Origin of the sequence: Rhizobium sp. NPDC090275 (genome assembly GCF_044772225.1) — a bacterium.
Classification (GTDB): Bacteria; Pseudomonadota; Alphaproteobacteria; order Rhizobiales; family Rhizobiaceae; genus Rhizobium.
The window spans coordinates 35,973-56,056 of the sequence record NZ_JBIVYL010000010.1 but is presented as its reverse complement, the minus strand read 5'-3'; the positions used below and the strand labels follow the sequence as shown (position 1 = coordinate 56,056).

The following is a 20,084-nucleotide window of genomic DNA, read 5'->3' as shown; positions in this document are numbered from 1 at the left end:
CCTTCAATGAACCTAGAGGAGAGGTGTCATGACCCATTTCAAGACCTATGCGCTCGGCGCTGCCATGCTGTTGGCGAGCTTTTCGGCAACGGCTACGCTCGCGGCCGACAAGGCGCTCACCATCTATACCTATGAGAGCTTCACCTCCGAATGGGGTCCCGGCCCGAAGGTGAAAGCGGCGTTCGAGAAGACATGCGGCTGCACGGTCAATTTCGTCAGCGTCGCCGATGGCGTGGCGCTGCTGTCGCGTCTGAAGCTCGAAGGTGCCGGCACCAAGGCCGATGTCGTCCTCGGCCTCGACACAAGCCTGATCACCGAAGCCAAGGCCACTGGCCTATTCGATGCCAGCGGCATCGACACCGGCGCGCTGCAGGTCCCCGGCGGCTTCAAGGATGATGTCTTCGTGCCTTATGACTACGGCCATTTCGCCGTGATCTACGACACGCAGACGATCAAGACGCCGCCGGCGAGCCTGAAGGAGCTGGTCGATGGCGATCCCGCGCAGAAGATCGTCATCGAGGATCCCCGCACCTCGACGCCGGGCCTCGGCCTGCTCTTGTGGGTGAAGTCGGTCTATGGCGACAAGGCGCCGGAAGCCTGGGCCAAGCTCAAGAAGCGCGTGCTGACGGTGACGCCCGGCTGGTCGGAGGCTTACGGCCTGTTTACCAAGGGCGAGGCGCCGATGGTGCTCTCCTATACGACGTCGCCCGCCTATCACATGGTTTCGGAAAACACGGATCGCTACCAGGCGGCGGCATTCTCCGAGGGGCACTACATCCAGATCGAGGTTGCCGGCCTGTTGAAGAACGCGCCGGACAAGGCGCTGGCGCAGGACTTCCTGAAGTTCATGGTCACCCCTGGCTTCCAGGACGCGATCCCGACCAACAACTGGATGATGCCGGTGTCCAAGACCTCGGAGCCGCTGCCGGATGCTTTCGGCAAGCTCGTCAACCCGTCGAAGACCTTCCTGATGAGCTCGGATGAGGTCGCCAAGAACCGCAAGGCCTGGATCGACGAGTGGCTGGCCGCCATGAGCATGAATTGATGAGCATGAATTGATGAGCATGAACTGATGCTTCTTGCGCCGTCCGAAAGACGATATGCGCTGGCCGGCGGGGCGCTCAGCCTCGCCGCCATCATCGTCTTCGTGACGGTCGCGACGCTATCCCTGCTGATCTCCACCGACGGCATGCCTGTCGGATCGATCGTTTCCGATCCATACATCCTGCGCGTTCTGCGCTTCACGCTTCTGCAGGCGGCGCTTTCTACGTTGCTGTCGGTCGTGCTGGCCATTCCGGTCGCACGGGCGCTGGCGCGGCAGCCACGATTTATCGGCCGCATCTGGATCATCCGGCTCATGGCGGTGCCGATGGGGCTGCCGGTGCTGATCGGTGCGCTCGGTCTGATCGGCATCTGGGGCCGGCAGGGTGTCGTCAACACGATGCTGTCATGGGCGAGGATCGACCAGCCCGTCAGCATTTATGGGCTGTCGGGCATTCTGCTCGCGCATGTGTTCTTCAATCTGCCGCTTGCCTGCCGGCTTATGCTGGCGGCGTTGGAGCGAGTGCCGGGCGAATACTGGCTGGTGGCGAGCGGTCTCGGCATGCGGCCGGTGTCCGTCTTCCGCTTCATCGAGTGGCCGGTGCTGCGTTCGGTCATACCAGGTGTGGCGGGGCTGATCTTCATGCTCTGCGCCACCAGCTTCACGCTGGTGCTGATGCTCGGCGGCGGACCGGCGGCGACCACGATCGAGGTGGCGATCTACCAGTCGCTGCGCTTCGATTTCGATCCCGGCCGCGCGGTGGGCTTGTCCCTGCTGCAGATCGCGTTGACGGCCGTGGTTCTCGGTATTCTCTCGCTGCTGCCGACGTCAGGCGATGCGGGGCTTACGTCGGGTCGCACGATCCGACGGCCCGATGGCACGCTGTTCGGTGCGTGGATCGCCGATCGCGCGCTTCTCACGCTGGCGGTACTGTTTCTCGGCCTGCCGCTGCTCTTCATCGTGATTGCCGGTCTGCGCGCCGATCTGGTGAAGCTGGTCGGCGAAGCGATCTTCTGGCGGGCCTTTGCCACCAGCGGCGCGATGGCGCTTTCGTCGGCCTTGCTGTCGTTCGCCCTGTCGATGCCGCTCGTGCGCGCCCGCCATACGCTCTCGCTTGAGCGCAAAGCGCGGCACGGCGCGCGGTCCTTCTTTGGCGCAATGGGTGCCGCCTCGTCGCTCGTGCTTCTCTTCCCGCCCATCGTTCTCGCCACGGGTTGGTTCCTGGCGGCGCGTGATGTCGGCGACGTCAATGTCGTGGCGCCGGTGCTTGTGGTCGCCATCAATGCGCTGATGGCGATGCCTTTCGTCGTCAGGGTGCTGGAGCCGGCCTACGCAATCCACCAGCGCCGCACACAGCGGCTGAGCGCCAGCCTCGGCATCTCCGGCCTCGCCAAGCTGCGGCTGATTTCGTGGCCGGATCTGCGAAAGCCGGTGCTGACGGCGTTGTCCTTTGCCATGGCCCTGTCGCTGGGCGATCTCGGCGCCGTGGCCTTGTTTGGTTCGGATAGCTTCGTGACGCTGCCGTGGCTGGTCTATTCCAGCCTCGGCAGCTATCGCACCAATGATGCGGATGGGCTGGCGCTGATCCTCGGCGTGATCTGCCTGCTGTTGACGATTTCGGGCACGATGGGCTCGGGGGTGGCGGATGAGCCGAAGCGGGAGGCGCTGTCGCATGAGTGATGCCATCGAGATGCGCGGCGTGACGCTGCGGCTGGGCCAGAACTCATTCGTGTTCGATTGCGCGCTGCCCGAGAGCGCCGTCATCGGTGTCACAGGCGCATCGGGCGCGGGCAAGTCGACCTTCCTCAATCTGCTGGTCGGTTTCGACACGGCGGATGCGGGGCAGATCCTGTTTGACGGGAAGGATATCGGCCATCAACATCCGGCCGAGCGGCCCGTGTCGCTGGTGTTTCAGGACAACAACCTCTTTGCGCATCTCGATGTCTTCACCAATATCGGACTCGGCATTCATCCGGCGCTGAAACTTGGCGATGCCGATCGGCGCGCGATCACGTCGGCGCTTGAGAAGGTCGGGCTGTCAGGCTTCGAAAAGCGGATGCCGGCGACGCTTTCGGGTGGCGAGCGGCAGCGGGTGGCGTTTGCCCGGGCGCTGGTGCGTCAGCGCCCCATCCTGCTGCTCGACGAACCCTTCGCCGCGCTCGATCCGAGCCTGCGCCGCGACATGGCGGGGTTGCTTCTGGCGATGCATCGCGACAGCGGCAACACTGTCGTGATTGTCTCGCACGACGCCGACGAGATCAGGCGGATTGCCGACTATGCGATTTTCATCGACCAGGGCAGGGTCGCGGTGGCGGCGCCGATCGCGCGGTTTTCGACCGGCGAAAACAATTCCGCGCTGGGGCAATTTCTGCGGATCGACGAATCTTAACAAGACAACGGCACTTTCGCCATAATTTGCGGCGACCCAGAGAACTCCTTAACCACGTTAGGCTTGCTAAAGTATAAAGCCGCCATATTTAGGCAGAGTCTCGCTATGCAACCGATGCGGAAATCAGCTAAAGCAAAGACTTGGGCCCTCGATTGTGCACTGCGGAAACGGGGGCGTACGCCTGTTGAACCTTGATGAAGACGACCGGGGCGCCATGACGGCGAGCCGGCCGAGAAGCGCGATGACTCGGAGAGCCAGACTGGACCGCATGACGACGTGGAAACTGCCCGCGCCTTCCAGTGATGTGTTCTTCGCAGCGTGCCGCTGGGCACGACGGGCGTCGATCCTGTCCGCCTCCACCGTGGCGCTTTACGGCTGTCAGTCGGCGCTTGAGCAATCCTATCAGCCCAGTGTCGGGCCCTCGTCCAATCCGCAGATCGTCGACGAAGTGCAGAAGAACGATCCGCGTGCGGCCATGGGCGCGCGCGAGCATCCGCGCATCGTCGCGAGCTATGGTGGCGAATACAAGGACGCCAAGACCGAGCGGCTGGTGGCGCGCATTGCCGGCGCGCTGACGGCGGTGTCGGAAAATCCGAGCCAGTCCTACCGCATCACCATTCTGAATTCGCCCGCGATCAACGCATTCGCGCTGCCCGGCGGTTATCTCTACGTCACGCGCGGCCTTCTGGCGCTTGCCAATGATGCGTCGGAAGTGGCGGCCGTGCTGTCGCACGAAATGGGCCACGTCACCGCCAACCACGGCATCGAGCGGCAGAAGCGCGAAGAGGCGGAAGTGATCGCCAGCCGCGTCGTCGCCGAGGTGCTGTCCAGCGATATCGCCGGCAAGCAGGCGCTGGCGCGCGGCAAGCTGCGCCTTGCCGCCTTCTCGCGCCAGCAGGAATTGCAGGCAGACGTCATCGGCGTGCGCATGCTCGGCGAAGCCGGCTACGATCCCTATGCGGCCAGCCGTTTCCTGGATTCCATGGCCGGCTACAGCCGCTTCATGTCGGTCGATCCCGATGCCGACCAGAGCCTGGACTTCCTGTCGAGCCACCCGAATTCGGCGCAGCGCATCGAGCTTGCGCGTGATCATGCCCGCGCCTTCGGCCAGGAGGGCAAGGTCGGCGATACCGGGCGCGGATATTATCTCGACGGCATCGATGGCCTGCTCTACGGCGACAGCCCGGAAGAGGGCTATGTTCGCGGCCAGACCTTCCTGCATGGTGGTCTCGGCATCCGCTTCGATGTGCCGCCGGACTTCAAGATCGACAACAAGGTCGAGGCGGTCATGGCGACCGGCCCCGGCGACATCGCTATCCGCTTCGACGGCGTGGCCGACAACCAGAACCAGTCGCTGACCAACTATATCTCCAGCGGCTGGGTCACCGGGCTCGATCCGTCGACCATCCAGCAGATCACCGTCAACGGCATGGAAGCCGCCACCGCGCGCGCCAGTGCCGATCGCTGGGATTTCGACGTGACTGTCGTGCGAAACAATTCGCAGATCTTCCGCTTCCTCACGGCCGTGCCGAAGGGAAGCACCGCGCTGCAATCGACGGCCGACGTGCTGCGCTCCAGCTTCCGGCGCATGACGCCGGCAGAAGCGGCATCTCTGAAGCCGCTTCGGGTTCGCGTGCTGACGGTGCAGCCTGGAGATAACATCACCACGCTCGCGGCGCGGATGATGGGGACGGATCGCAAGCTCGATCTGTTCAAGCTGATCAACGCCCTGCCGACCGGTGCCTCCGTTGCGCCCGGCGACCGCGTCAAAATCATCTCGGAATAAAAAGAGGCCCGGCTTGCGCCGGGCCAGTTGCATCACTGGGGAGTAATCTCGGAGTAATCGGGGTCAGTGCGCTGCCATATACGGATCGGCGCTGACGAGCGCTGTCCGGAGCTTTTCCATCGCGCGGCTTTCGATCTGGCGGACGCGCTCCTTGGAGATGCCGAGGTCGGCGCCAAGCTCTTCCAGCGTCGCTCCGTCTTCGGCAAGGCGGCGGGCGCTGATGATCTTCATCTCGCGTTCGTTGAGATGCGTGAGCGCGGACGCAAGCCAGACCCGGCGGCGTTCGCCGTCGATCATGTTGGTGACCTGTTCATCGGGCAGCGGCTCGTTGCTGACGAGGAAGTCCATCTTCTCGGCGCTGTCGGCATCGCCAGACACCGATGGTGCCTGCAGCGAGGCGTCGTTGCCGGAGAGGCGTGCATCCATGGTCTGGACGTCGGAGAGGCTGACGCCGAGTGCCGCGGCGATCTCCTGGTGGATCGATTGCAGCGTCAGCTGCGTATCACCCTTGGCGAGCTTGGCGCGCAGGCGGCGCAGATTGAAGAACAGCGCCTTCTGGGCCGAGCTGGTGCCGCCGCGCACGATCGACCAGTTGCGCAGGATATAATCCTGGATCGAGGCGCGGATCCACCAGCTTGCATAGGTGGAGAAACGGACATCACGCTCCGGCTCGAAGCGGGCGGCGGCTTCCAGAAGGCCGACATAGCCTTCCTGGACGAGGTCGCTCATGGGAAGTCCGAAGTTGCGGAATTTCGCAGCCATCGAGATGACGAGGCGCATATGCGCCATTGCGATCTGGTTGCGTGCCCCACGGTCGTCGTTGTGCTTCCAACGGACAGCGAGGTCGTGTTCTTCCTCGCGGGCAAGATAGGGAGCCGCCATGGCGATCTTGATCATGCGCCGGTCTGCAGACATGTTCTTCATATCGGTCTCCTGAGTTCAGACTTTTAGCCCTAAAAAAGGGCAAACAAGGCTTGCTTCCGGACGTTGCGGACCGGATCAAATTCATGGCTGGAAGATATGAAGGCCTAACTCTGGACGTCTCAGAGAGAGGCCCTAGTTACTGCTATGTGCTGGTTATGCCGCGAGCCCAGACCGTTTTCTTCACGTTGCCAAACCGGCAATTTGTGGAAGGCATGATCCGCTCCTCGTCGCATCCTGACATGAAAACCGGACCTCCAGCGAAATTGCTTTCTCCCGGAAGTCCGTGGTGACAGTGTGTAAACGCGCGACTGTGGAAAAGGTTCCAATAAAAAAACCCGGCACGATGGCCGGGTTTTTTGGTAAGAAGAAAGCCTGAGATCAGGCTGCTTCTTCCTCTTCTGCTTCGTCTTCTTCCACAGCCTTGCCGCGCTTCGGACCCTTGTTCAGGTTCGTTTCGACGAGGCGGACGGCTTCGGTTTCCGAGAGCTTGTTGACGGCGGCGATTTCGCGCGCCATGCGGTCAAGCGCTGCTTCGTAAAGCTGGCGTTCGGAATAGGACTGTTCCGGCTGGTTTTCGGCACGATAAAGGTCGCGAACGACTTCAGCGATCGAGATCAGGTCGCCGGAGTTGATCTTGGCATCGTATTCCTGCGCGCGACGGGACCACATGGTGCGCTTGACGCGCGCCTTGCCCTGCACGACCTTCAAAGCACGCTCGACGAAATCCGTCTCGGAAAGCTTGCGCATGCCAATGCTCATGGCCTTTGCGACCGGCACTTTCAGGCGCATCTTGTCCTTCTCGAAATCGATAACGAAAAGTTCGAGCTTCATCCCGGCAACTTCTTGCTCTTCGATAGCGGTGATGGTACCGACTCCATGAGCGGGGTACACGATCGATTCACCGGTCTTGAAACCATGGCGGGCTGCTGAAGGCTTTTTCTGCTGGATCGTCATTCTTGTCAAAAACTCCCTGTTACGCTTCCGGCCAAGGCCGGAGCCGGGTCAGTCAGGCCCGGATGAGACGGTCGGATCCGTCGGGTGACTTTACTTCTGGTCCCACCGGGAAGAAGCAAGCATATTCAGACACGCAATCTTGGGGCGTGACAGCTCAAGATCATGATATGTCACGGAAATCGCGCTTGGATTTGTTTGCTTTCGTGGTGGTTTGGGGCATCCTTGATGCCGCAAAAGGAACAGTGTGTGAAAGTTACCACAAAAATATGAGGAAATCAATAATTTACTGCGTATGAGTCATGCGGGCAACACATGTCGCCCCCATAAGTCATGCATATCCGCCGTGAGATTGGGCATATTCCGGCCCTGTCTCAGACTATAGTATCAATGGGCGATCAATCGCCGGCGCCGGGCTTTTCCGAGAAGTATTTCTCGAACTTTCCGGTCTCGCCATCCACGTCCTTGGCGCCATCCATCGCGTCCTTCTTGACGGTGATGTTGGGCCAGATGCTGGCGAACTCGGCATTGATCTTCAGCCACTTGTCGAGGCCCGGTTCGGTGTCCGGCTTGATCGCCTCGGCGGGACATTCCGGCTCGCAGACGCCGCAGTCGATGCATTCGTCAGGATTGATCGCGAGGAAATTCTCGCCTTCATAGAAGCAATCAACGGGGCAGACTTCAACGCAATCGGTATATTTGCAGCGAATGCAGTTGTCGGTCACGACATAGGTCATGAAGAACTCCAGGATTTTCACGCAGACGGGGCCGGGCAACCTGGAACGTCGCGCCTTTCCCCTGGCCGGAGACGGACATGACCAGTCTTGGGAACTGCCACGCCATCCGGCAAGTTGCTTGTGAAGTATCGGCTTTAGTGCCGGATTTCAAGGATAAAGAAAGCGCGAAAGCGGCGAGTTTGGAGACGGATTTTCTAATCGTCGTCGGACATCAGGCGGTCGATTGCGCGGCGCTCTTTCTTGGTCGGGCGTCCAGCGCCCGTATCGCGGGTCGCCTGCTCGTAGGGCGTCAGCTGTTTGCGGTCTTGCGCGGAGGGTGAGATGTCGTCGTAGAGGAGGCGAGCCTCCTCGAAAGGGCCGCGCCGAGCGCCGCCGGATTTGACGATCAGAACGAACTCGCGGCGGTCGAGCGAGAGCTCGATCCTGTCGCCGGTCTTGATCTGATGGCTGGGAAGATTGACGCGCTCGCCGTTGATGCGCACATGCCCGGATTGGACATGGGCCTGCGCCAGCGAGCGCGATTTGATCATGCGCGTGAAGAACAGCCACTTGTCGATGCGCTGGCGCGAACCGCTTGATGGCTGTGTCTTCTCGCTCATCGATTACTTCTTCATCTGCTCCTTCAAGGCAGCGAGCTTTGCGAAGGGCGAATCCGGATCGACCGGCTTTTCCTTGCGCGGGGGCTTTGCCTCGAAGCGCAGCGGCTGGGAGCCGCCACGGTTGTTGTTGCGGTCGTCGCGACCCTTGCCACCACGGTCCTGACGGTCGCCGCGCTGGTCGTTGCGGCCCTGGTGCGGCTTGCCGCCGTCCTTGCCGCGGTTCTGGCGGTTGCCGTCGCGGTTCTCGCCTTCGCCGCCCTGGCGACGATGGCCGTGGCCACGATCCTGGCGTTCACCCTGGCGTTCGCCACGCTCCTGACGCTCACCCTGGCGTTCGCCGCCACGGCGTTCGCCATGGCCGCGTGCCTGACGCTGGTTGCCGTCGGTGCGGCCGCCAAGGCGCCAGAGCAGAACCGGCTTCGGCTCTTCGGTTTCGGCAGCCGGTGCTTCCGCTGCGGGCGCAGCTTCGGCAGAGGCTTCCGTCGCGGTTGCTTCGGCGACTGGTGCTTCAGCAGCCGGCGCTTCGGCAGCAGGGGCTTCGGCAGCCGGTGCTTCCGCAGTCGTCTCGTCAGCAGAGGCGCTGTCGGCATCGTCGTGCTCGGCCGCTTCAGCGGCGGCGTCAGCGGTTGCTTCCGTCGTAGCTGCTGCGGCCGGCGTCGCGGCGGCGTCCTGTGCTGCCAGATAGGTGGCTGCTTCTTCCGCCTTCACAGCGTCGGCGCGGTAGCCGAGACCCTTCAGGATCTCTTCCATGTCCTCGAGCGTAGCGCCGAGAATGGAGAGCATCGCCGTGGTCGTGGTGAAGCGGCGGCCGTCATAGGCACCCTCTGGGCGGTTCGGCTGACCCGGCTTCCACTGCAGCAGCGGACGGATGATGTCGGCCAGGCGCTCGAGGATATCAACGCGAACGGCGCGCTTTCCAAGGAAGCGGAAGCCCGCCAGCTTGTAGAAATTGCGCTCATAGCTCGGATCGGTGACGACAGAGGTACGGCCGGCGGCCAGAACCGGAATGAGGTCGCCGTAGCCCGGCTTGTCGAGACCGTCGTTCTTCAGTGCCCAGAGCAGCGTGATGAGCTCGGCCGGAGCCGGCTTCAGGAGCGCTGGAACGAAGATGTGGTAGGCGCCGAAGCGAACTCCGTAACGGCGCATCGAGGCGCGCGCGTCCTGATCGAGCGACTTAACCTCTTCGGTCACGTCACGACGGAAGAGCACGCCGAGATTTTCCACCAGCTGGAACGCGAGACCCTTGGCGAGGCCCTGCAGGTCTTCAGCGCGCGACAGATCGTCGAGCGGCTTCAGCACGGTCGAGATGTGGTGATTGACGAAGCGTTCCAGGCGGGCGGCGACGTGGTCGCGCGCGTTGCCGGTCAGCTGTTCGTCGGCAAGCAGGATCAGGCGCGGACGCATGATGTGCTCGGTGCCCGCCAGACGTGCCACGGGATCGCCGAGCCAACGGATCGAGCCGTCGGAGCCGATCGCCAGATCGCCGTTGCCGGACGCGTGAATACGCGCTGCGCGGGCTTCGAATTCCAAAGCAAGCGCCTTTTGCGAAGCAGCCTGGACAGCCTTCGCGTCCGGACCATCCGCTCCCGATACAGGCGTGAACCGGAAACCCGACAACTGCCCTACATGATGTCCTTCTACGAAGACATCGCCATTTACACTGATTTCAGCTTCCAGCATCGCATTCTCTCTCAGGCGCTTCATGAGCACAGATGTCCTGCGATCAACAAAGCGTTTCGTCAACCTTTCATGTAACGCATCGGACAATCGATCTTCGATTTCCCGCGTCTTTTCCTGCCAGTGTGTCGGATCGGCAAGCCAGCTGGGCCGATTCGATACATAGGTCCACGTCCTTATCTGCGCGATTCGCGCCGAAAGCGTGTCAATTTCACCGTCAGTTCGATCTGCGCGGTGCACTTGTTCGGCAAGGAAATTCTCATTTACCGTGCCATAGCGCACGAGATCGGAAAAGAGGGTCGCGATCAGATCGGCGTGCTGGGCCGGCGTAATGCGCCGATAATCCGGCAGCGCGCAGGCCTCCCACAGCTTTTCGACCCTCGCCGGCGTGTCTGCCAGATCGCGGATCTCGGGATAGCGCGACAGCTGTTCGAGCGCCTGCTGGTCGACAGCCGGCAGCGCGCGCGTCAGGCCGGGCACGCGCGGTCCGGTTTCAAGGCTGGCGCGCAGCGTCTGTATCGACTTGAAGTCGAGGTCCGTGGTGCGCCACTGCAGCACCTTGACGTTGTCGAAGTGGTGGCCCTCGATGCGGCCGACCAGCTCCTCGTCGAACGGATCGACATGGCCCGTCACGCCAAAGGTGCCGTCGCGCAGATGGCGTCCGGCGCGGCCGGCGATCTGGGCGAGCTCGGCGGGATTGAGGTTGCGGAACTGATAGCCGTCGAACTTGCGGTCCTGTGCGAATGCGACATGGTCGACATCGAGGTTGAGCCCCATGCCGATCGCGTCCGTCGCCACCAGATATTCGACGTCGCCTGCTTGATACAGCGCCACCTGGGCGTTGCGGGTGCGCGGGCTCAACGCGCCGAGAACGACGGCTGCGCCGCCGCGCTGGCGGCGGATGAGCTCGGCGATCGCATAGACCTCGTCGGCCGAAAAGGCGACGATGGCCGAGCGCTGCGGCAGGCGGGTGATCTTCTTCTGGCCGGCGTAGAGCAGGTGCGACAGGCGCGGACGCTCGACGACGGTGATGCCGGGAAGCAGATGCTGGAGGATCGGCCGCATGGTGCCGGCGCCGAGCAACAGCGTCTCGTCGCGGCCGCGCAGATGCAGGATACGGTCGGTGAAGATGTGGCCGCGTTCGAGATCGCCCGATAGCTGCACTTCGTCGATGGCAACGAAGGCGGCCTTGGTCTCGCGCGGCATGGCCTCGACGGTGCAGACCGAGTAACGCGCGTTCGGCGGCGAGATCTTTTCCTCGCCGGTCACCAGGGCTACGTTGTGAACACCGACCTTTTCGCAGACACGCGTGTAGACCTCGCGCGCGAGCAGGCGCAGCGGCAGGCCGATGATGCCGGTGCTGTGGGCAACCATCCGCTCGATGGCATAATGGGTCTTGCCTGTATTGGTTGGACCGAGCACCGCGGTCACGCCGCGCCCACTCAGTATCATCGGCTGCGATGTCAGTGTCTTTGTCCTGCAGACGGGGCGGGGGTGCCCCGGGGGTAAAACCAAGCTCCTGATCCGAAGCAGACAAACAAATGGACAGCCGCTGGCGCAAACGCAAGGGCTGATTTCAATTTCACCGGCGGATTTTAGCTCTCGCGAATAGCTTGTGGAATGCTCGCATAGCGATTCGGAACAGCAGTAGAACGAATCGGAGACGAATCGCTGACTCCCGATGATTCAGGGTTTGTTCACTGCTAAGTATTGATTTTGAATCACTTTTTCCCACCAGATGCTGAATCGGAAGATTCTCGTTTGGCGTGTGTCGAGGTTTTTGTTCGGCGGATAAGGAAGGGGCGTGTAGCGGTGACTTCGGGGCCGCCGGAAATGTAAAAAATCCGTTTCGAAGCAGGCTCGATCAAATCCGGAACAAAGAGAAGACGAATCAGCGACTTTGCCGATTTCCCGATTTGTTCACGACAACCTATTGTATTTTATAGAAATTTTAACCATAGGCGCAAATGCGCTTTTGGCGCCGCGTCATCTATGCGTGAGCGTGAGAATGCCAGGTGACGTCGGCTTACCTGCTGAAAAATATTGTCCTCTTGGAAAAAATAGACGGAACCAAAAGCCGGCTTACGTGTTTCTGGCTCATTCAAACTCGAAATGCGCTGAGGTCACGGGATATGCTTGGAACGATACTACTCATTATCCTTATTCTGCTTTTGCTCGGAGCCCTACCGAATTGGGGTTATAGTCGCAGCTGGGGCTATGGACCTTCTGGCGGTTTGGGCTTAGTTCTTGTGATTATTATCATTCTCGTACTCATGGGCCGCATCTAAAGCGCGCCAAAAACCCTGGGAGACATAGTTATGATGAAGAAGATTGTACTCATCGGCGCTCTGGTCGGCGCGCTCGCATCCTGCACGGCCACGGAACAAGGCACCGCGATCGGCGCCGGCACCGGCGCTGTCATCGGCGGCGCGGTCAGCCACAGCTGGGGTGGCGCCGCCGTTGGCGCCGTTGCCGGTGGTCTCGCCGGCGCGCTCATCGGCCAGTCGGTCGAACGCCGCGGCTACTGCGTCTACCGCGACCGCTACGGCCGCCGCTACGAAGCACGTTGCCCGCGCTGATGATTTTGGCCTGAGCGATCGGGTCTACGGATAAGAAAAGGCGTCGGCTTTCCGGCGCCTTTTTGTTTTGACCTAGTGTGGCGATATTAGCGTCTGATCGCTCAAGCGGCGATTTCGCCGATAAGCGCGCCTGCGGGAATATTCCATTCCCTGCTCAGCTTCCTGATCTGATCCAGGTTGATTTCCCGCTTGCCATTCAGAAGATCGGCCGCTCTCGCCTTGGAGCCAATCACGGCCACCAGATCGGCACGGCTGTAATTGTTGGCCGCCATCACCGATTTAATCACCTCGACTGGGCTCGCCACCGGTATCGGGTAATGCTTGGCTTCATATTGCTCGATCAGCAAGACGAGCGCATCGAAATGAGCGGCCGCATCGGACCCTTCGTCGGGTTCGTTTTCGAAATATGGCCTGACTTCCTGCAAGGCGGCGTTGTATTCGTCCTCAGTCTGAAGCGTTCGAAAGGCCTTCAAGTCGAGCATGTCGATCTCCATTGACGTCAGAGTTTATGCACGTCGATCGCGTCATACTGGGCGTGAGTTCCGACAAACAGTACGAAAACACGCTTTGATCGAAACGCGACGAGGCCCACTATTCGGTACTTGTTGCCGCCGACGTCGAAAATGACCTTGTTGCCGGCAACAATATCGGCGGAATTGAACGTCTTCTTCAGTTCGCCGAAGTTGCTCCAATTTGCCTTGGACGCTGCCGTGTACCACTCGGTCATCGCAGCTTCGGCGGTTTGTCTCGGCGCGCCTTTCGGCAGGCTATTCCAGAAATTGACCAAGGCGGACTTAGCGATGACGTTCACTTTCCCTCCTATATAGCTCGTTCCCAATTTGGAAACAAGGAGAATGTTTCCAAATTGGGAACTCTGTCGATAGCTCAACAGATCACAATCTGTATCGCACGCCAAAGAAAAAGGCCGCATCGCGGGAGCGATACGGCCTTTGATCTGAGGTCCGGCGCCGGATTAGTTCTTGGCGCGCTCGACGTAGGAGTTGTCTTCGGTCGCGATGACGACGCGGGTGCCGGCGTCAATGTGCGGGGGAACCGAGGTGCGGACGCCGTTGGAGAGCATAGCCGGCTTGTAGGAGGACGATGCCGTCTGGCCCTTGACGACCGGCTCGGTCTCGGTGATCTCGAGCGTCACGTGGCGCGGCAGCTGCAGGGCAAGCGCTACACCTTCGTGCATCGACAGGATGCAGACCATGCCTTCCTGCAGGTAGGCCTTCTGGTCGCCCATGGTCTCATTGTCGACGACAACCTGGTCATAGGATTCCGGGTTCATGAAGTGGAAGCCTTCGCCGTCCTCGTAGAGGAACTGGTGGTTGACGTCTTCCACGAAGGCGCGCTCGACCTGCTCGGTTGTGCGCCAGCGCTCGGAGACCTTCACGCCGTCGACGATGCGGCGCATGTCGACCTGGGTGACCGGCGTGCCCTTGCCCGGGTGGAAGTTGTTGGCCGTCAGAACGACGTAGAGCTTGCCGTCCACATCGAGGACGTTGCCCTTGCGGACGGAAGAGGCGATGACCTTGACCATAAGAGTTCCTTGTAACTCGGCTTTTGGCGTCGTAGAGGACTGTCGAAATGGCCCCGGAGACGCAATCAGGTGTTCTTTGGGGGCGCAACTAACCTAAAATCCGGCAAATAGCCAGCCCTTGCGTTGGCTGATCCGGTCAGGACAGCATTCGATGAAACCCTCGATCGCCAAAGCGTCGCCCTGGTGGACGCCCAGTGTGCATGCCGACCGCCGGCCGTTCCTGATCGGACGCAACCGGATTCAGGCGGCTCTGCGTGGCTACTTCGCTCGCGAGGACTTCATCGAGGTCGATACGGCGACACTGCAGGTGTCGCCTGGAAACGAGGCGCACCTGCATGCGTTTGCCACCGAGGCGCTGACCACGGATGGGCAGGCTGCATCATTTTATCTGCACACCTCGCCCGAATTCGCCTGCAAGAAGCTGCTTGCGGCCGGCGAGGAGCGCATTGCCTGCTTCGCGCATGTCTATCGAAACCGCGAACGCGGACCGCTGCATCATCCCGAGTTCACAATGCTTGAATGGTATCGCACCGGCGAAAGCTATGAGAGCCTGATGATGGACTGCGTGCGCATCATCGCACTTGCGGCCGAGACGATGCAGACGACGATGCTGAGCTACCGTGAGACTAACTGCGATCCCTTCGCCGGTCCGGAGCGCCTGAGCGTCGCCGAAGCGTTCCGTCGTCATGCCGATATCGATCTTCTGGCCTCGGTCAGCGCCGATGGCTCGACCGACCGCGAGCATCTGGCGGCCGAGATGCGGCGCAACGGCATGCGCGTCGCCGAAGACGACCAGTGGGCCGATCTCTTCAGTCGGGTTTTGGTCGAGAAGGTCGAACCGCATCTTGGCATGGGGCGCGTGACGATCCTCGATGAGTATCCGGTCTGCGAAGCAGCCCTCGCGCGGCCGTCGGCTGCCGATCCCCGCGTAGCCGAGCGTTTCGAGGTCTATGCCTGCGGTGTCGAGCTGGCGAACGGTTTCGGCGAGCTGACCGATCCCGTCGAGCAACGCCGTCGCTTCGAGATCGAGATGGCGGAGAAAAAGCGGATCTATGGCGAGACCTATCCGATTGACGACGACCTGCTCGACGCGTTGGCGATCATGCCCGACGCCAGCGGCATCGCGCTCGGCTTCGACCGGCTGGTGATGCTGGCGACAGGCGCGCGGCGGATCGATCAGGTGCTGTGGGCGCCGGTGGCGGAGTATGGGCAGTGACGATCACCCGGCCGATCAAGACGGTGGACGAGCTCGCCAATGCCGGGCTGATCGCCGATCGCGACCGCGAGGCGCTGGACGAGGTCGCGGCTCGCTATGCGATCGCGGTGACGCCCGCGATGGCACGGCTGATCGACCATGACGATCCCGAGGATCCGATCGCGCGCCAGTTCGTGCCCGATGCCGCCGAATTGGTGATGACGCCGGAGGAGCGGGCCGATCCGATCGGCGATCACGCGCACAGTCCCGTCGAGGGCATCATTCATCGCTATCCCGATCGCGTGCTTTTGAAGGCGGTGCATGTCTGTCCCGTCTACTGCCGCTTCTGTTTCCGCCGCGAGATGGTGGGTCCGCAGGGGTTGGGGACGCTCGATCCGGCCGCGATGACGGCCGCTTTCGACTATATCCGGAACCATGACGCGATCTGGGAAGTCATCCTCACCGGCGGCGATCCGCTGGTGCTGTCGCCGCGCCGGCTGCGGGATATTCTCGAACAGCTCAAGGATATCGATCACGTCAAGATCGTCCGCTTTCATAGCCGCGTGCCTGTTGTGGATCCGGAGAGGATTGACGCGGCGTTGATCGAGGCGTTGAAGGCGAGCGGCAAGACCACCTATGTCGCGCTGCATGCCAACCATCCGCGTGAGCTGACGACCGAGGCGCGCGCCGCCTGCGCCCGGCTTATCGATGCCGGCATCGTCATGGTCAGCCAGTCGGTGCTGCTTAAGGGCGTCAATGACGATCCCGATGTTCTGGCGGAGCTGATGAAGGCCTTCGTCGAGACGCGGGTGAAGCCCTATTATCTGCATCATCCCGATCTGGCGCCCGGCACCAGCCATTTCCGGCTCTCGGTGGAAGAGGGGCAGGCGATCGTCGCTTCATTGCGTGGCCGCATCTCTGGATTGTGTCAGCCGACCTATATTCTGGATATCCCCGGTGGATACGGCAAAGCCGATATCGGCCAAAACGCGATCCGCAGAAACGCGGAGGGTTGCTATTCGGTTTCCGACTACAACGGACAAGAGCATATCTACCCGCCGCGCGGGAGTTAACTGTTCCGTTCTTCGTTTCATTTCAGCACTCGGGTTCATTCATACTCGGGCCAAGCGTCGTTTAAGCTTTTCCTGCAAAGCAATGATCCGATTTGCTTTATCTCTACTGATCAGCCGAAGATGCTAAATTCTTAGCTTTTCATCGTGGCCAGATTTAACCACATGCCTTAGCGGAATATTGGTTTTTCCTCCTTAAAAGCACCTCCATGACAGGGCGATGAGCGCCCGCTCTGGTTATGACAGCTTGGAGATGTGAGGATGAATACGACGATCCGCGAACTGCTTGCGAAATTCGGCAAGCTGCCTGTGGCTATCGACACCGTGGCTGACGATGCCGATCTGTACGCGGCGGGGCTCACCTCCTTCGCATCGGTTCAGCTCATGCTCGGCATCGAGGACGCCTTCGATATCGAATTCCCGGACAATCTCCTCAATCGCAAGTCCTTCGCCAGCATCTCGGCCATCGCCCGGACCGTTGATCTGATCAAGGATAGCCGGAAGGTCGCCTGATGAACTTCCCGGTCAAAATCACGGAAGACAGTTTTGCAGCAAGGGCTGCCCGCGTTGCCGCCATTGCGGCGAAATTCGCGGACGCCGTCGATTTTGAAGGCCGGTTTCCTCAGGAGGCCGTGGATGCGATGAAGGCGGAGCGCCTGCTCAGCATCCAGATCCCGCGTAGCCTCGGTGGCGAAAGCGCGACCACGACCGAGATCGCCGAGCTCTGCTCGATGCTCGGCCAGGCCTGCGCCGCCAGCGCCATGGTTTTCGCCATGCACCACATCAAGCTTTCCAGCCTCGTCGAGCATGGGGCGGATAGCGCGTGGCACGCCGACTTCATGCGCCGGATCGCGGCGGAGCAGCTGTTGATCGGATCGGCGACGACCGAAGGCGGCATTGGCGGCAATCTGCGCAACAGCATTTGCGCCATTCATGTCGAGGGCGGTGTTTGCCGTCTCGAAAAGGATGCGACGGTCATTTCTTACGGCGCCCACGCCGATGCGATCCTGATTACCTCGCGCGCTCATGCGGATGCCGCTCCATCGGACCAGGTTCTGACAGCATTCCTGAAAGATCAGTACACGCTCGAAAAGACGCATGCCTGGAACACGCTCGGCATGCGCGGCACCTGCTCCGACGGCTTCCTGTTCAAGGGTGAAGCACCGGCGAGCCAGATCCTGCCGAAGCCTTTCGCCGAGATCGCCGCGCAGTCGATGCTGGCGTCCTCGCACCTGCTTTGGAGCGGTGTGTGGTATGGCATCGCCATCGATGCATTCTCCCGCGCGCAGGCCTTCGTGCGCGCCGCCGCCCGCAAGTCGCCGGGCGCGCCGCCTCCGGGCGCGCTGCGTCTCGCTGAAGTGTCGAACCTGTTGCAGATGGTGAAGTCCAACGTCGTCGCAGGCCTAAAGGCCTATGAGGATGCCAAGGCCGATCCCGACAAGCTGTCGTCCATGGCGTTTGCCGTGGCGATGAACAACGTCAAGATTGCATCGTCCGAGACGATCCTCGAGATCGTCAACCACGCCATGCTGATCTGCGGCATCATGGGCTACAAGAACGGTACGCCGTTCAGCCTCGGCCGCCATCTTCGCGATGCGCATTCCGCTCAATTGATGATTTCCAACGACCGCATTCTTGGCAACACGTCGAGCATGCTCCTTGTCCACAAGCAGGACACTAGCCTACTGGGGTAACTCACATGGATATGCAGACCTCCTTTCTGGACCGGCTCTTTGAATCCGGCCTTCTGATCGATATGGGCGTCGATGGCCTCTATGGCCGCAGCGGCCAGTTCGAGGACGTGATCGCCGCCTTCGAGCGCCTGATCGATCGCTTCGGCGGCGAGGACGGCGCGGAAGCGATGCGCTTTCCGCCGGGCATGAACCGCGAGATCTTCGAAAAGAGCGGTTACATGAAGAGCTTCCCGCAACTGGCCGGCACGGTCCACAGCTTCTGCGGCAACGAGCTCGATCACATGAACCTGTTGCAGTGCATGGAAGTGGGCGACGACTGGACCAAGGGCCAGGAAGCCACCGAAATCGTGCTGACGCCGGCCGCCTGCTACCCGCTCTATCCGACGGTTGCCCGCCGCGGCAACCTGCCGAAGGACGGTGCGCTGTTCGACCTGCAGTCCTATTGCTTCCGCCACGAGCCATCGCGCGATCCGGCCCGCCAGCAGCTGTTCCGCATGCGCGAATATGTCTGCATGGGCACCGAGCTGCACGTCACCGATTTCCGCCAGAAGTGGATGGATCGCGGCCTTGAGATGATGAAGCTCGTCGGTCTCGACGTCACCATCGACGTCGCCAACGATCCGTTCTTCGGCCGCGCCGGCAAGATGATGGTCAACAACCAGCGCGACCAGAACCTGAAGTTCGAGCTTCTGATCCCAATCACCTCGACGGCCAATCCGACGGCCTGCATGAGCTTCAACTTCCACCAGGATTCCTTCGGCCAGAAGTGGGGCCTGAACCTCGAGGATGGCAGCGTTGCCTTCACGGCCTGCGTCGGCTTCGGGCTGGAGCGCATTGCGCTGGCGCTGTTCCATCACCATGGCCTCGATGTGAAGCTGTGGCCGGCCTCGGTGCGCCAGGCGCTCTGGGGCTAAGGGGAACGATGGCATCCGTCTTCCCGGGGATCAGCCCGGACAGCTATTGCCCGCATGCGCTGCATTCCATGGAGCGCATGTGGCCGGAGACCAATTGCTATATCGACCTCTGGATCGAAGTGCTCAGCACGCTTGGGCTCGCGCCCGAGGCGATGCTGGGCTTCACGCTCGGCCAGGATTTCGAGGGTGACCAGTTCACCTTCTTCAAGGTGCCACTCGAGGATCTGGAGGCGCTTTACGGTATCAGGGTCACCGAGCTTGCGATCTTCGACAAGGTCGAGCGGCACGTCGCGACGCAGATTGCGCGCGGACGTCTCTGCCTGATCGAGATGGACAGCTTCTACATGCCCGACACGCAGGGCACCGCCTACCGGCAGGAGCACGGCAAGACGACGGTTGCGATCAACCGGCTGGATGTCGCGAACAAGCGTATCGACTATTTCCATAATGGTGGCTTCTTCTCGCTCGAGGGCGAGGATTTCGACGGGCTGTTCCAGCTCGATCTTCGCGACGAGGATCCGCAGTTCCTGCCCTATACGGAGTTCGCCAAGTTCCCCGACATGCCCGTTGATCCGCAGGCAACGCGCGGCGTCTCCCGGCAGCTGCTGTCCGCGCATTTCGCCCGCCGCCCGCGCGAAAATCCGATCCGCGCCTTTGCATCGGTCTTTCCGGAGCAGGTCGAGGCGGTGGCCGAGCGACCCTTCGGCTTCTTCCACAAATACGCCTTCAACACGCTGCGCCAGTTCGGCGCCAATTTCGAGCTCATGGCCGACCATCTGGTCTGGCATTCCGAGGCCGAATTCGGCGAGGCGGCCGAGCATGCGCGCAAGCTGTCGGAGGCCGCGAAATCCGTGCAGTTTCAGCTGGCGCGCGCCGTCACGCGCAAGAAGTTCGAGCCGCTAGCGACCGCGCTTGATCCGGCGGCCGATGCGTGGGATTCGATGATGGCTTCGCTCACGAAACGTCTTTGAAGCCGGAGGCCTG

20 protein-coding genes are annotated in these 20,084 nt (G+C 61.4%); 12 read left to right on the top strand and 8 right to left on the bottom strand.

What is annotated here, in order from left to right; translation table 11 throughout:
• Window positions 1-64 precede the first annotated feature (64 nt).
• The 4 genes from thiB to ACIQUB_RS23350 all read left to right on the top strand — a co-directional run bounded on the left by thiB (window position 65) and on the right by ACIQUB_RS23350 (window position 5,217).
• The gene (thiB, locus tag ACIQUB_RS23365; protein WP_402932911.1) at window positions 65-1,045 is read left to right on the top strand and encodes a thiamine ABC transporter substrate binding subunit; all 981 of its coding nucleotides are present in this window, start codon (window positions 65-67) and stop codon (window positions 1,043-1,045) included.
• A gap of 27 nt (window positions 1,046-1,072) precedes the next feature.
• Window positions 1,073-2,722, top strand: a complete 1,650-nt coding sequence (gene thiP / locus ACIQUB_RS23360; RefSeq protein WP_113238158.1) for a thiamine/thiamine pyrophosphate ABC transporter permease ThiP — start codon at window positions 1,073-1,075, stop codon at window positions 2,720-2,722.
• Complete coding sequence (locus ACIQUB_RS23355; protein WP_113238157.1) at window positions 2,715-3,431, top strand: ATP-binding cassette domain-containing protein; 717 nt, start codon at window positions 2,715-2,717, stop codon at window positions 3,429-3,431. The genes thiP and ACIQUB_RS23355 overlap by 8 nt, the downstream gene beginning before the upstream one ends.
• 241 nt (window positions 3,432-3,672) lie before the next feature.
• Window positions 3,673-5,217, top strand: coding sequence for a M48 family metalloprotease (locus ACIQUB_RS23350; RefSeq protein ID WP_026283613.1), 1,545 nt, complete (start codon window positions 3,673-3,675; stop codon window positions 5,215-5,217).
• Between the two features lie 63 nt (window positions 5,218-5,280).
• Here the strand turns inward: ACIQUB_RS23350 and ACIQUB_RS23345 are convergent, their stop codons facing one another.
• The 5 genes from ACIQUB_RS23345 to ACIQUB_RS23325 all read right to left on the bottom strand — a co-directional run bounded on the left by ACIQUB_RS23345 (window position 5,281) and on the right by ACIQUB_RS23325 (window position 11,557).
• A complete protein-coding gene (locus ACIQUB_RS23345) occupies window positions 5,281-6,141 on the bottom strand; it encodes an RNA polymerase factor sigma-32 (RefSeq protein ID WP_018901866.1) in 861 nt (286 codons plus the stop codon).
• A 378-nt stretch (window positions 6,142-6,519) separates the two neighbouring features.
• The gene (locus tag ACIQUB_RS23340) at window positions 6,520-7,095 is read right to left on the bottom strand and encodes a CarD family transcriptional regulator (RefSeq protein ID WP_112425590.1); all 576 of its coding nucleotides are present in this window, start codon (window positions 7,093-7,095) and stop codon (window positions 6,520-6,522) included.
• Window positions 7,096-7,490: 395 nt separating this feature from the next.
• Complete coding sequence (gene fdxA, locus ACIQUB_RS23335; RefSeq protein WP_026283614.1) at window positions 7,491-7,829, bottom strand: ferredoxin FdxA; 339 nt, start codon at window positions 7,827-7,829, stop codon at window positions 7,491-7,493.
• A gap of 194 nt (window positions 7,830-8,023) precedes the next feature.
• Entirely contained in the window at window positions 8,024-8,428 is a 405-nt protein-coding gene (locus tag ACIQUB_RS23330) for an RNA-binding S4 domain-containing protein (protein ID WP_113238156.1), read from the bottom strand.
• 3 nt (window positions 8,429-8,431) lie between these two features.
• Entirely contained in the window at window positions 8,432-11,557 is a 3,126-nt protein-coding gene (locus ACIQUB_RS23325; RefSeq protein WP_113238155.1) for a helicase-related protein, read from the bottom strand.
• A 680-nt stretch (window positions 11,558-12,237) separates the two neighbouring features.
• On the opposite strand from ACIQUB_RS23325, the gene ACIQUB_RS23320 reads away from it, so the two are divergent.
• Both ACIQUB_RS23320 and ACIQUB_RS23315 read left to right on the top strand, forming a co-directional pair.
• Window positions 12,238-12,393: a DUF3309 family protein gene (locus ACIQUB_RS23320; protein ID WP_081619995.1), complete on the top strand. Its 156-nt coding sequence runs from the start codon at window positions 12,238-12,240 to the stop codon at window positions 12,391-12,393.
• A gap of 30 nt (window positions 12,394-12,423) precedes the next feature.
• A complete protein-coding gene (locus ACIQUB_RS23315) occupies window positions 12,424-12,684 on the top strand; it encodes a YMGG-like glycine zipper-containing protein (protein WP_018901871.1) in 261 nt (86 codons plus the stop codon).
• A gap of 101 nt (window positions 12,685-12,785) precedes the next feature.
• Here the strand turns inward: ACIQUB_RS23315 and ACIQUB_RS23310 are convergent, their stop codons facing one another.
• From ACIQUB_RS23310 to efp, 3 genes are all read right to left on the bottom strand, one after another.
• On the bottom strand, window positions 12,786-13,166 hold the full coding sequence (locus ACIQUB_RS23310) for a transcriptional regulator (protein WP_113238154.1): 381 nt from the start codon (window positions 13,164-13,166) through the stop codon (window positions 12,786-12,788).
• 17 nt (window positions 13,167-13,183) lie between these two features.
• On the bottom strand, window positions 13,184-13,495 hold the full coding sequence (locus tag ACIQUB_RS23305; RefSeq protein WP_113238153.1) for a type II toxin-antitoxin system HigB family toxin: 312 nt from the start codon (window positions 13,493-13,495) through the stop codon (window positions 13,184-13,186).
• Between the two features lie 162 nt (window positions 13,496-13,657).
• A complete protein-coding gene (gene efp, locus ACIQUB_RS23300) occupies window positions 13,658-14,227 on the bottom strand; it encodes an elongation factor P (RefSeq protein ID WP_112982824.1) in 570 nt (189 codons plus the stop codon).
• A gap of 151 nt (window positions 14,228-14,378) precedes the next feature.
• On the opposite strand from efp, the gene epmA reads away from it, so the two are divergent.
• From epmA to ACIQUB_RS23270, 6 genes are all read left to right on the top strand, one after another.
• Window positions 14,379-15,443 (top strand): EF-P lysine aminoacylase EpmA, encoded by a 1,065-nt coding sequence (gene epmA, locus ACIQUB_RS23295; protein WP_113238152.1) that lies wholly within the window; start codon window positions 14,379-14,381, stop codon window positions 15,441-15,443.
• Complete coding sequence (locus tag ACIQUB_RS23290; protein ID WP_113238151.1) at window positions 15,440-16,495, top strand: lysine-2,3-aminomutase-like protein; 1,056 nt, start codon at window positions 15,440-15,442, stop codon at window positions 16,493-16,495. The genes epmA and ACIQUB_RS23290 overlap by 4 nt, the downstream gene beginning before the upstream one ends.
• Window positions 16,496-16,753: 258 nt before the next feature.
• Complete coding sequence (locus ACIQUB_RS23285; protein ID WP_018901875.1) at window positions 16,754-17,005, top strand: acyl carrier protein; 252 nt, start codon at window positions 16,754-16,756, stop codon at window positions 17,003-17,005.
• Window positions 17,005-18,186, top strand: a complete 1,182-nt coding sequence (locus ACIQUB_RS23280; protein ID WP_112982821.1) for an acyl-CoA dehydrogenase family protein — start codon at window positions 17,005-17,007, stop codon at window positions 18,184-18,186. The genes ACIQUB_RS23285 and ACIQUB_RS23280 overlap by 1 nt, the downstream gene beginning before the upstream one ends.
• A 5-nt stretch (window positions 18,187-18,191) precedes the next feature.
• Window positions 18,192-19,100, top strand: coding sequence for an amino acid--[acyl-carrier-protein] ligase (locus ACIQUB_RS23275; RefSeq protein WP_018901877.1), 909 nt, complete (start codon window positions 18,192-18,194; stop codon window positions 19,098-19,100).
• A gap of 8 nt (window positions 19,101-19,108) precedes the next feature.
• Window positions 19,109-20,071 carry a DUF1839 family protein gene (locus tag ACIQUB_RS23270; RefSeq protein ID WP_113238150.1) on the top strand — a complete coding sequence of 321 codons (963 nt, stop codon included), beginning with the start codon at window positions 19,109-19,111 and terminating at the stop codon, window positions 20,069-20,071.
• Window positions 20,072-20,084: the final 13 nt, after the last annotated feature.

Excerpts from the sequence above, each read along its gene's own strand:
- ACIQUB_RS23320 (WP_081619995.1), top strand. The coding sequence starts at position 12,238 with ATGCTTGGAACGATACTACTCATTATCCTTATTCTGCTTTTGCTCGGA.
- epmA (WP_113238152.1), top strand. The coding sequence starts at position 14,379 with ATGAAACCCTCGATCGCCAAAGCGTCGCCCTGGTGGACGCCCAGTGTG.
- ACIQUB_RS23315 (WP_018901871.1), top strand. The coding sequence starts at position 12,424 with ATGATGAAGAAGATTGTACTCATCGGCGCTCTGGTCGGCGCGCTCGCA.
- ACIQUB_RS23325 (WP_113238155.1), bottom strand. The coding sequence starts at position 11,557 with ATGATACTGAGTGGGCGCGGCGTGACCGCGGTGCTCGGTCCAACCAAT.
- efp (WP_112982824.1), bottom strand. The coding sequence starts at position 14,227 with ATGGTCAAGGTCATCGCCTCTTCCGTCCGCAAGGGCAACGTCCTCGAT.
- ACIQUB_RS23345 (WP_018901866.1), bottom strand. The coding sequence starts at position 6,141 with ATGAAGAACATGTCTGCAGACCGGCGCATGATCAAGATCGCCATGGCG.
- ACIQUB_RS23355 (WP_113238157.1), top strand. The coding sequence starts at position 2,715 with ATGAGTGATGCCATCGAGATGCGCGGCGTGACGCTGCGGCTGGGCCAG.
- ACIQUB_RS23350 (WP_026283613.1), top strand. The coding sequence starts at position 3,673 with ATGACTCGGAGAGCCAGACTGGACCGCATGACGACGTGGAAACTGCCC.
- fdxA (WP_026283614.1), bottom strand. The coding sequence starts at position 7,829 with ATGACCTATGTCGTGACCGACAACTGCATTCGCTGCAAATATACCGAT.
- ACIQUB_RS23280 (WP_112982821.1), top strand. The coding sequence starts at position 17,005 with ATGAACTTCCCGGTCAAAATCACGGAAGACAGTTTTGCAGCAAGGGCT.
- thiB (WP_402932911.1), top strand. The coding sequence starts at position 65 with ATGCTGTTGGCGAGCTTTTCGGCAACGGCTACGCTCGCGGCCGACAAG.
- ACIQUB_RS23270 (WP_113238150.1), top strand. The coding sequence starts at position 19,109 with ATGGCATCCGTCTTCCCGGGGATCAGCCCGGACAGCTATTGCCCGCAT.
- ACIQUB_RS23340 (WP_112425590.1), bottom strand. The coding sequence starts at position 7,095 with ATGACGATCCAGCAGAAAAAGCCTTCAGCAGCCCGCCATGGTTTCAAG.
- ACIQUB_RS23310 (WP_113238154.1), bottom strand. The coding sequence starts at position 13,166 with ATGCTCGACTTGAAGGCCTTTCGAACGCTTCAGACTGAGGACGAATAC.
- ACIQUB_RS23275 (WP_018901877.1), top strand. The coding sequence starts at position 18,192 with ATGGATATGCAGACCTCCTTTCTGGACCGGCTCTTTGAATCCGGCCTT.
- thiP (WP_113238158.1), top strand. The coding sequence starts at position 1,073 with ATGCTTCTTGCGCCGTCCGAAAGACGATATGCGCTGGCCGGCGGGGCG.
- ACIQUB_RS23330 (WP_113238156.1), bottom strand. The coding sequence starts at position 8,428 with ATGAGCGAGAAGACACAGCCATCAAGCGGTTCGCGCCAGCGCATCGAC.
- ACIQUB_RS23285 (WP_018901875.1), top strand. The coding sequence starts at position 16,754 with ATGAATACGACGATCCGCGAACTGCTTGCGAAATTCGGCAAGCTGCCT.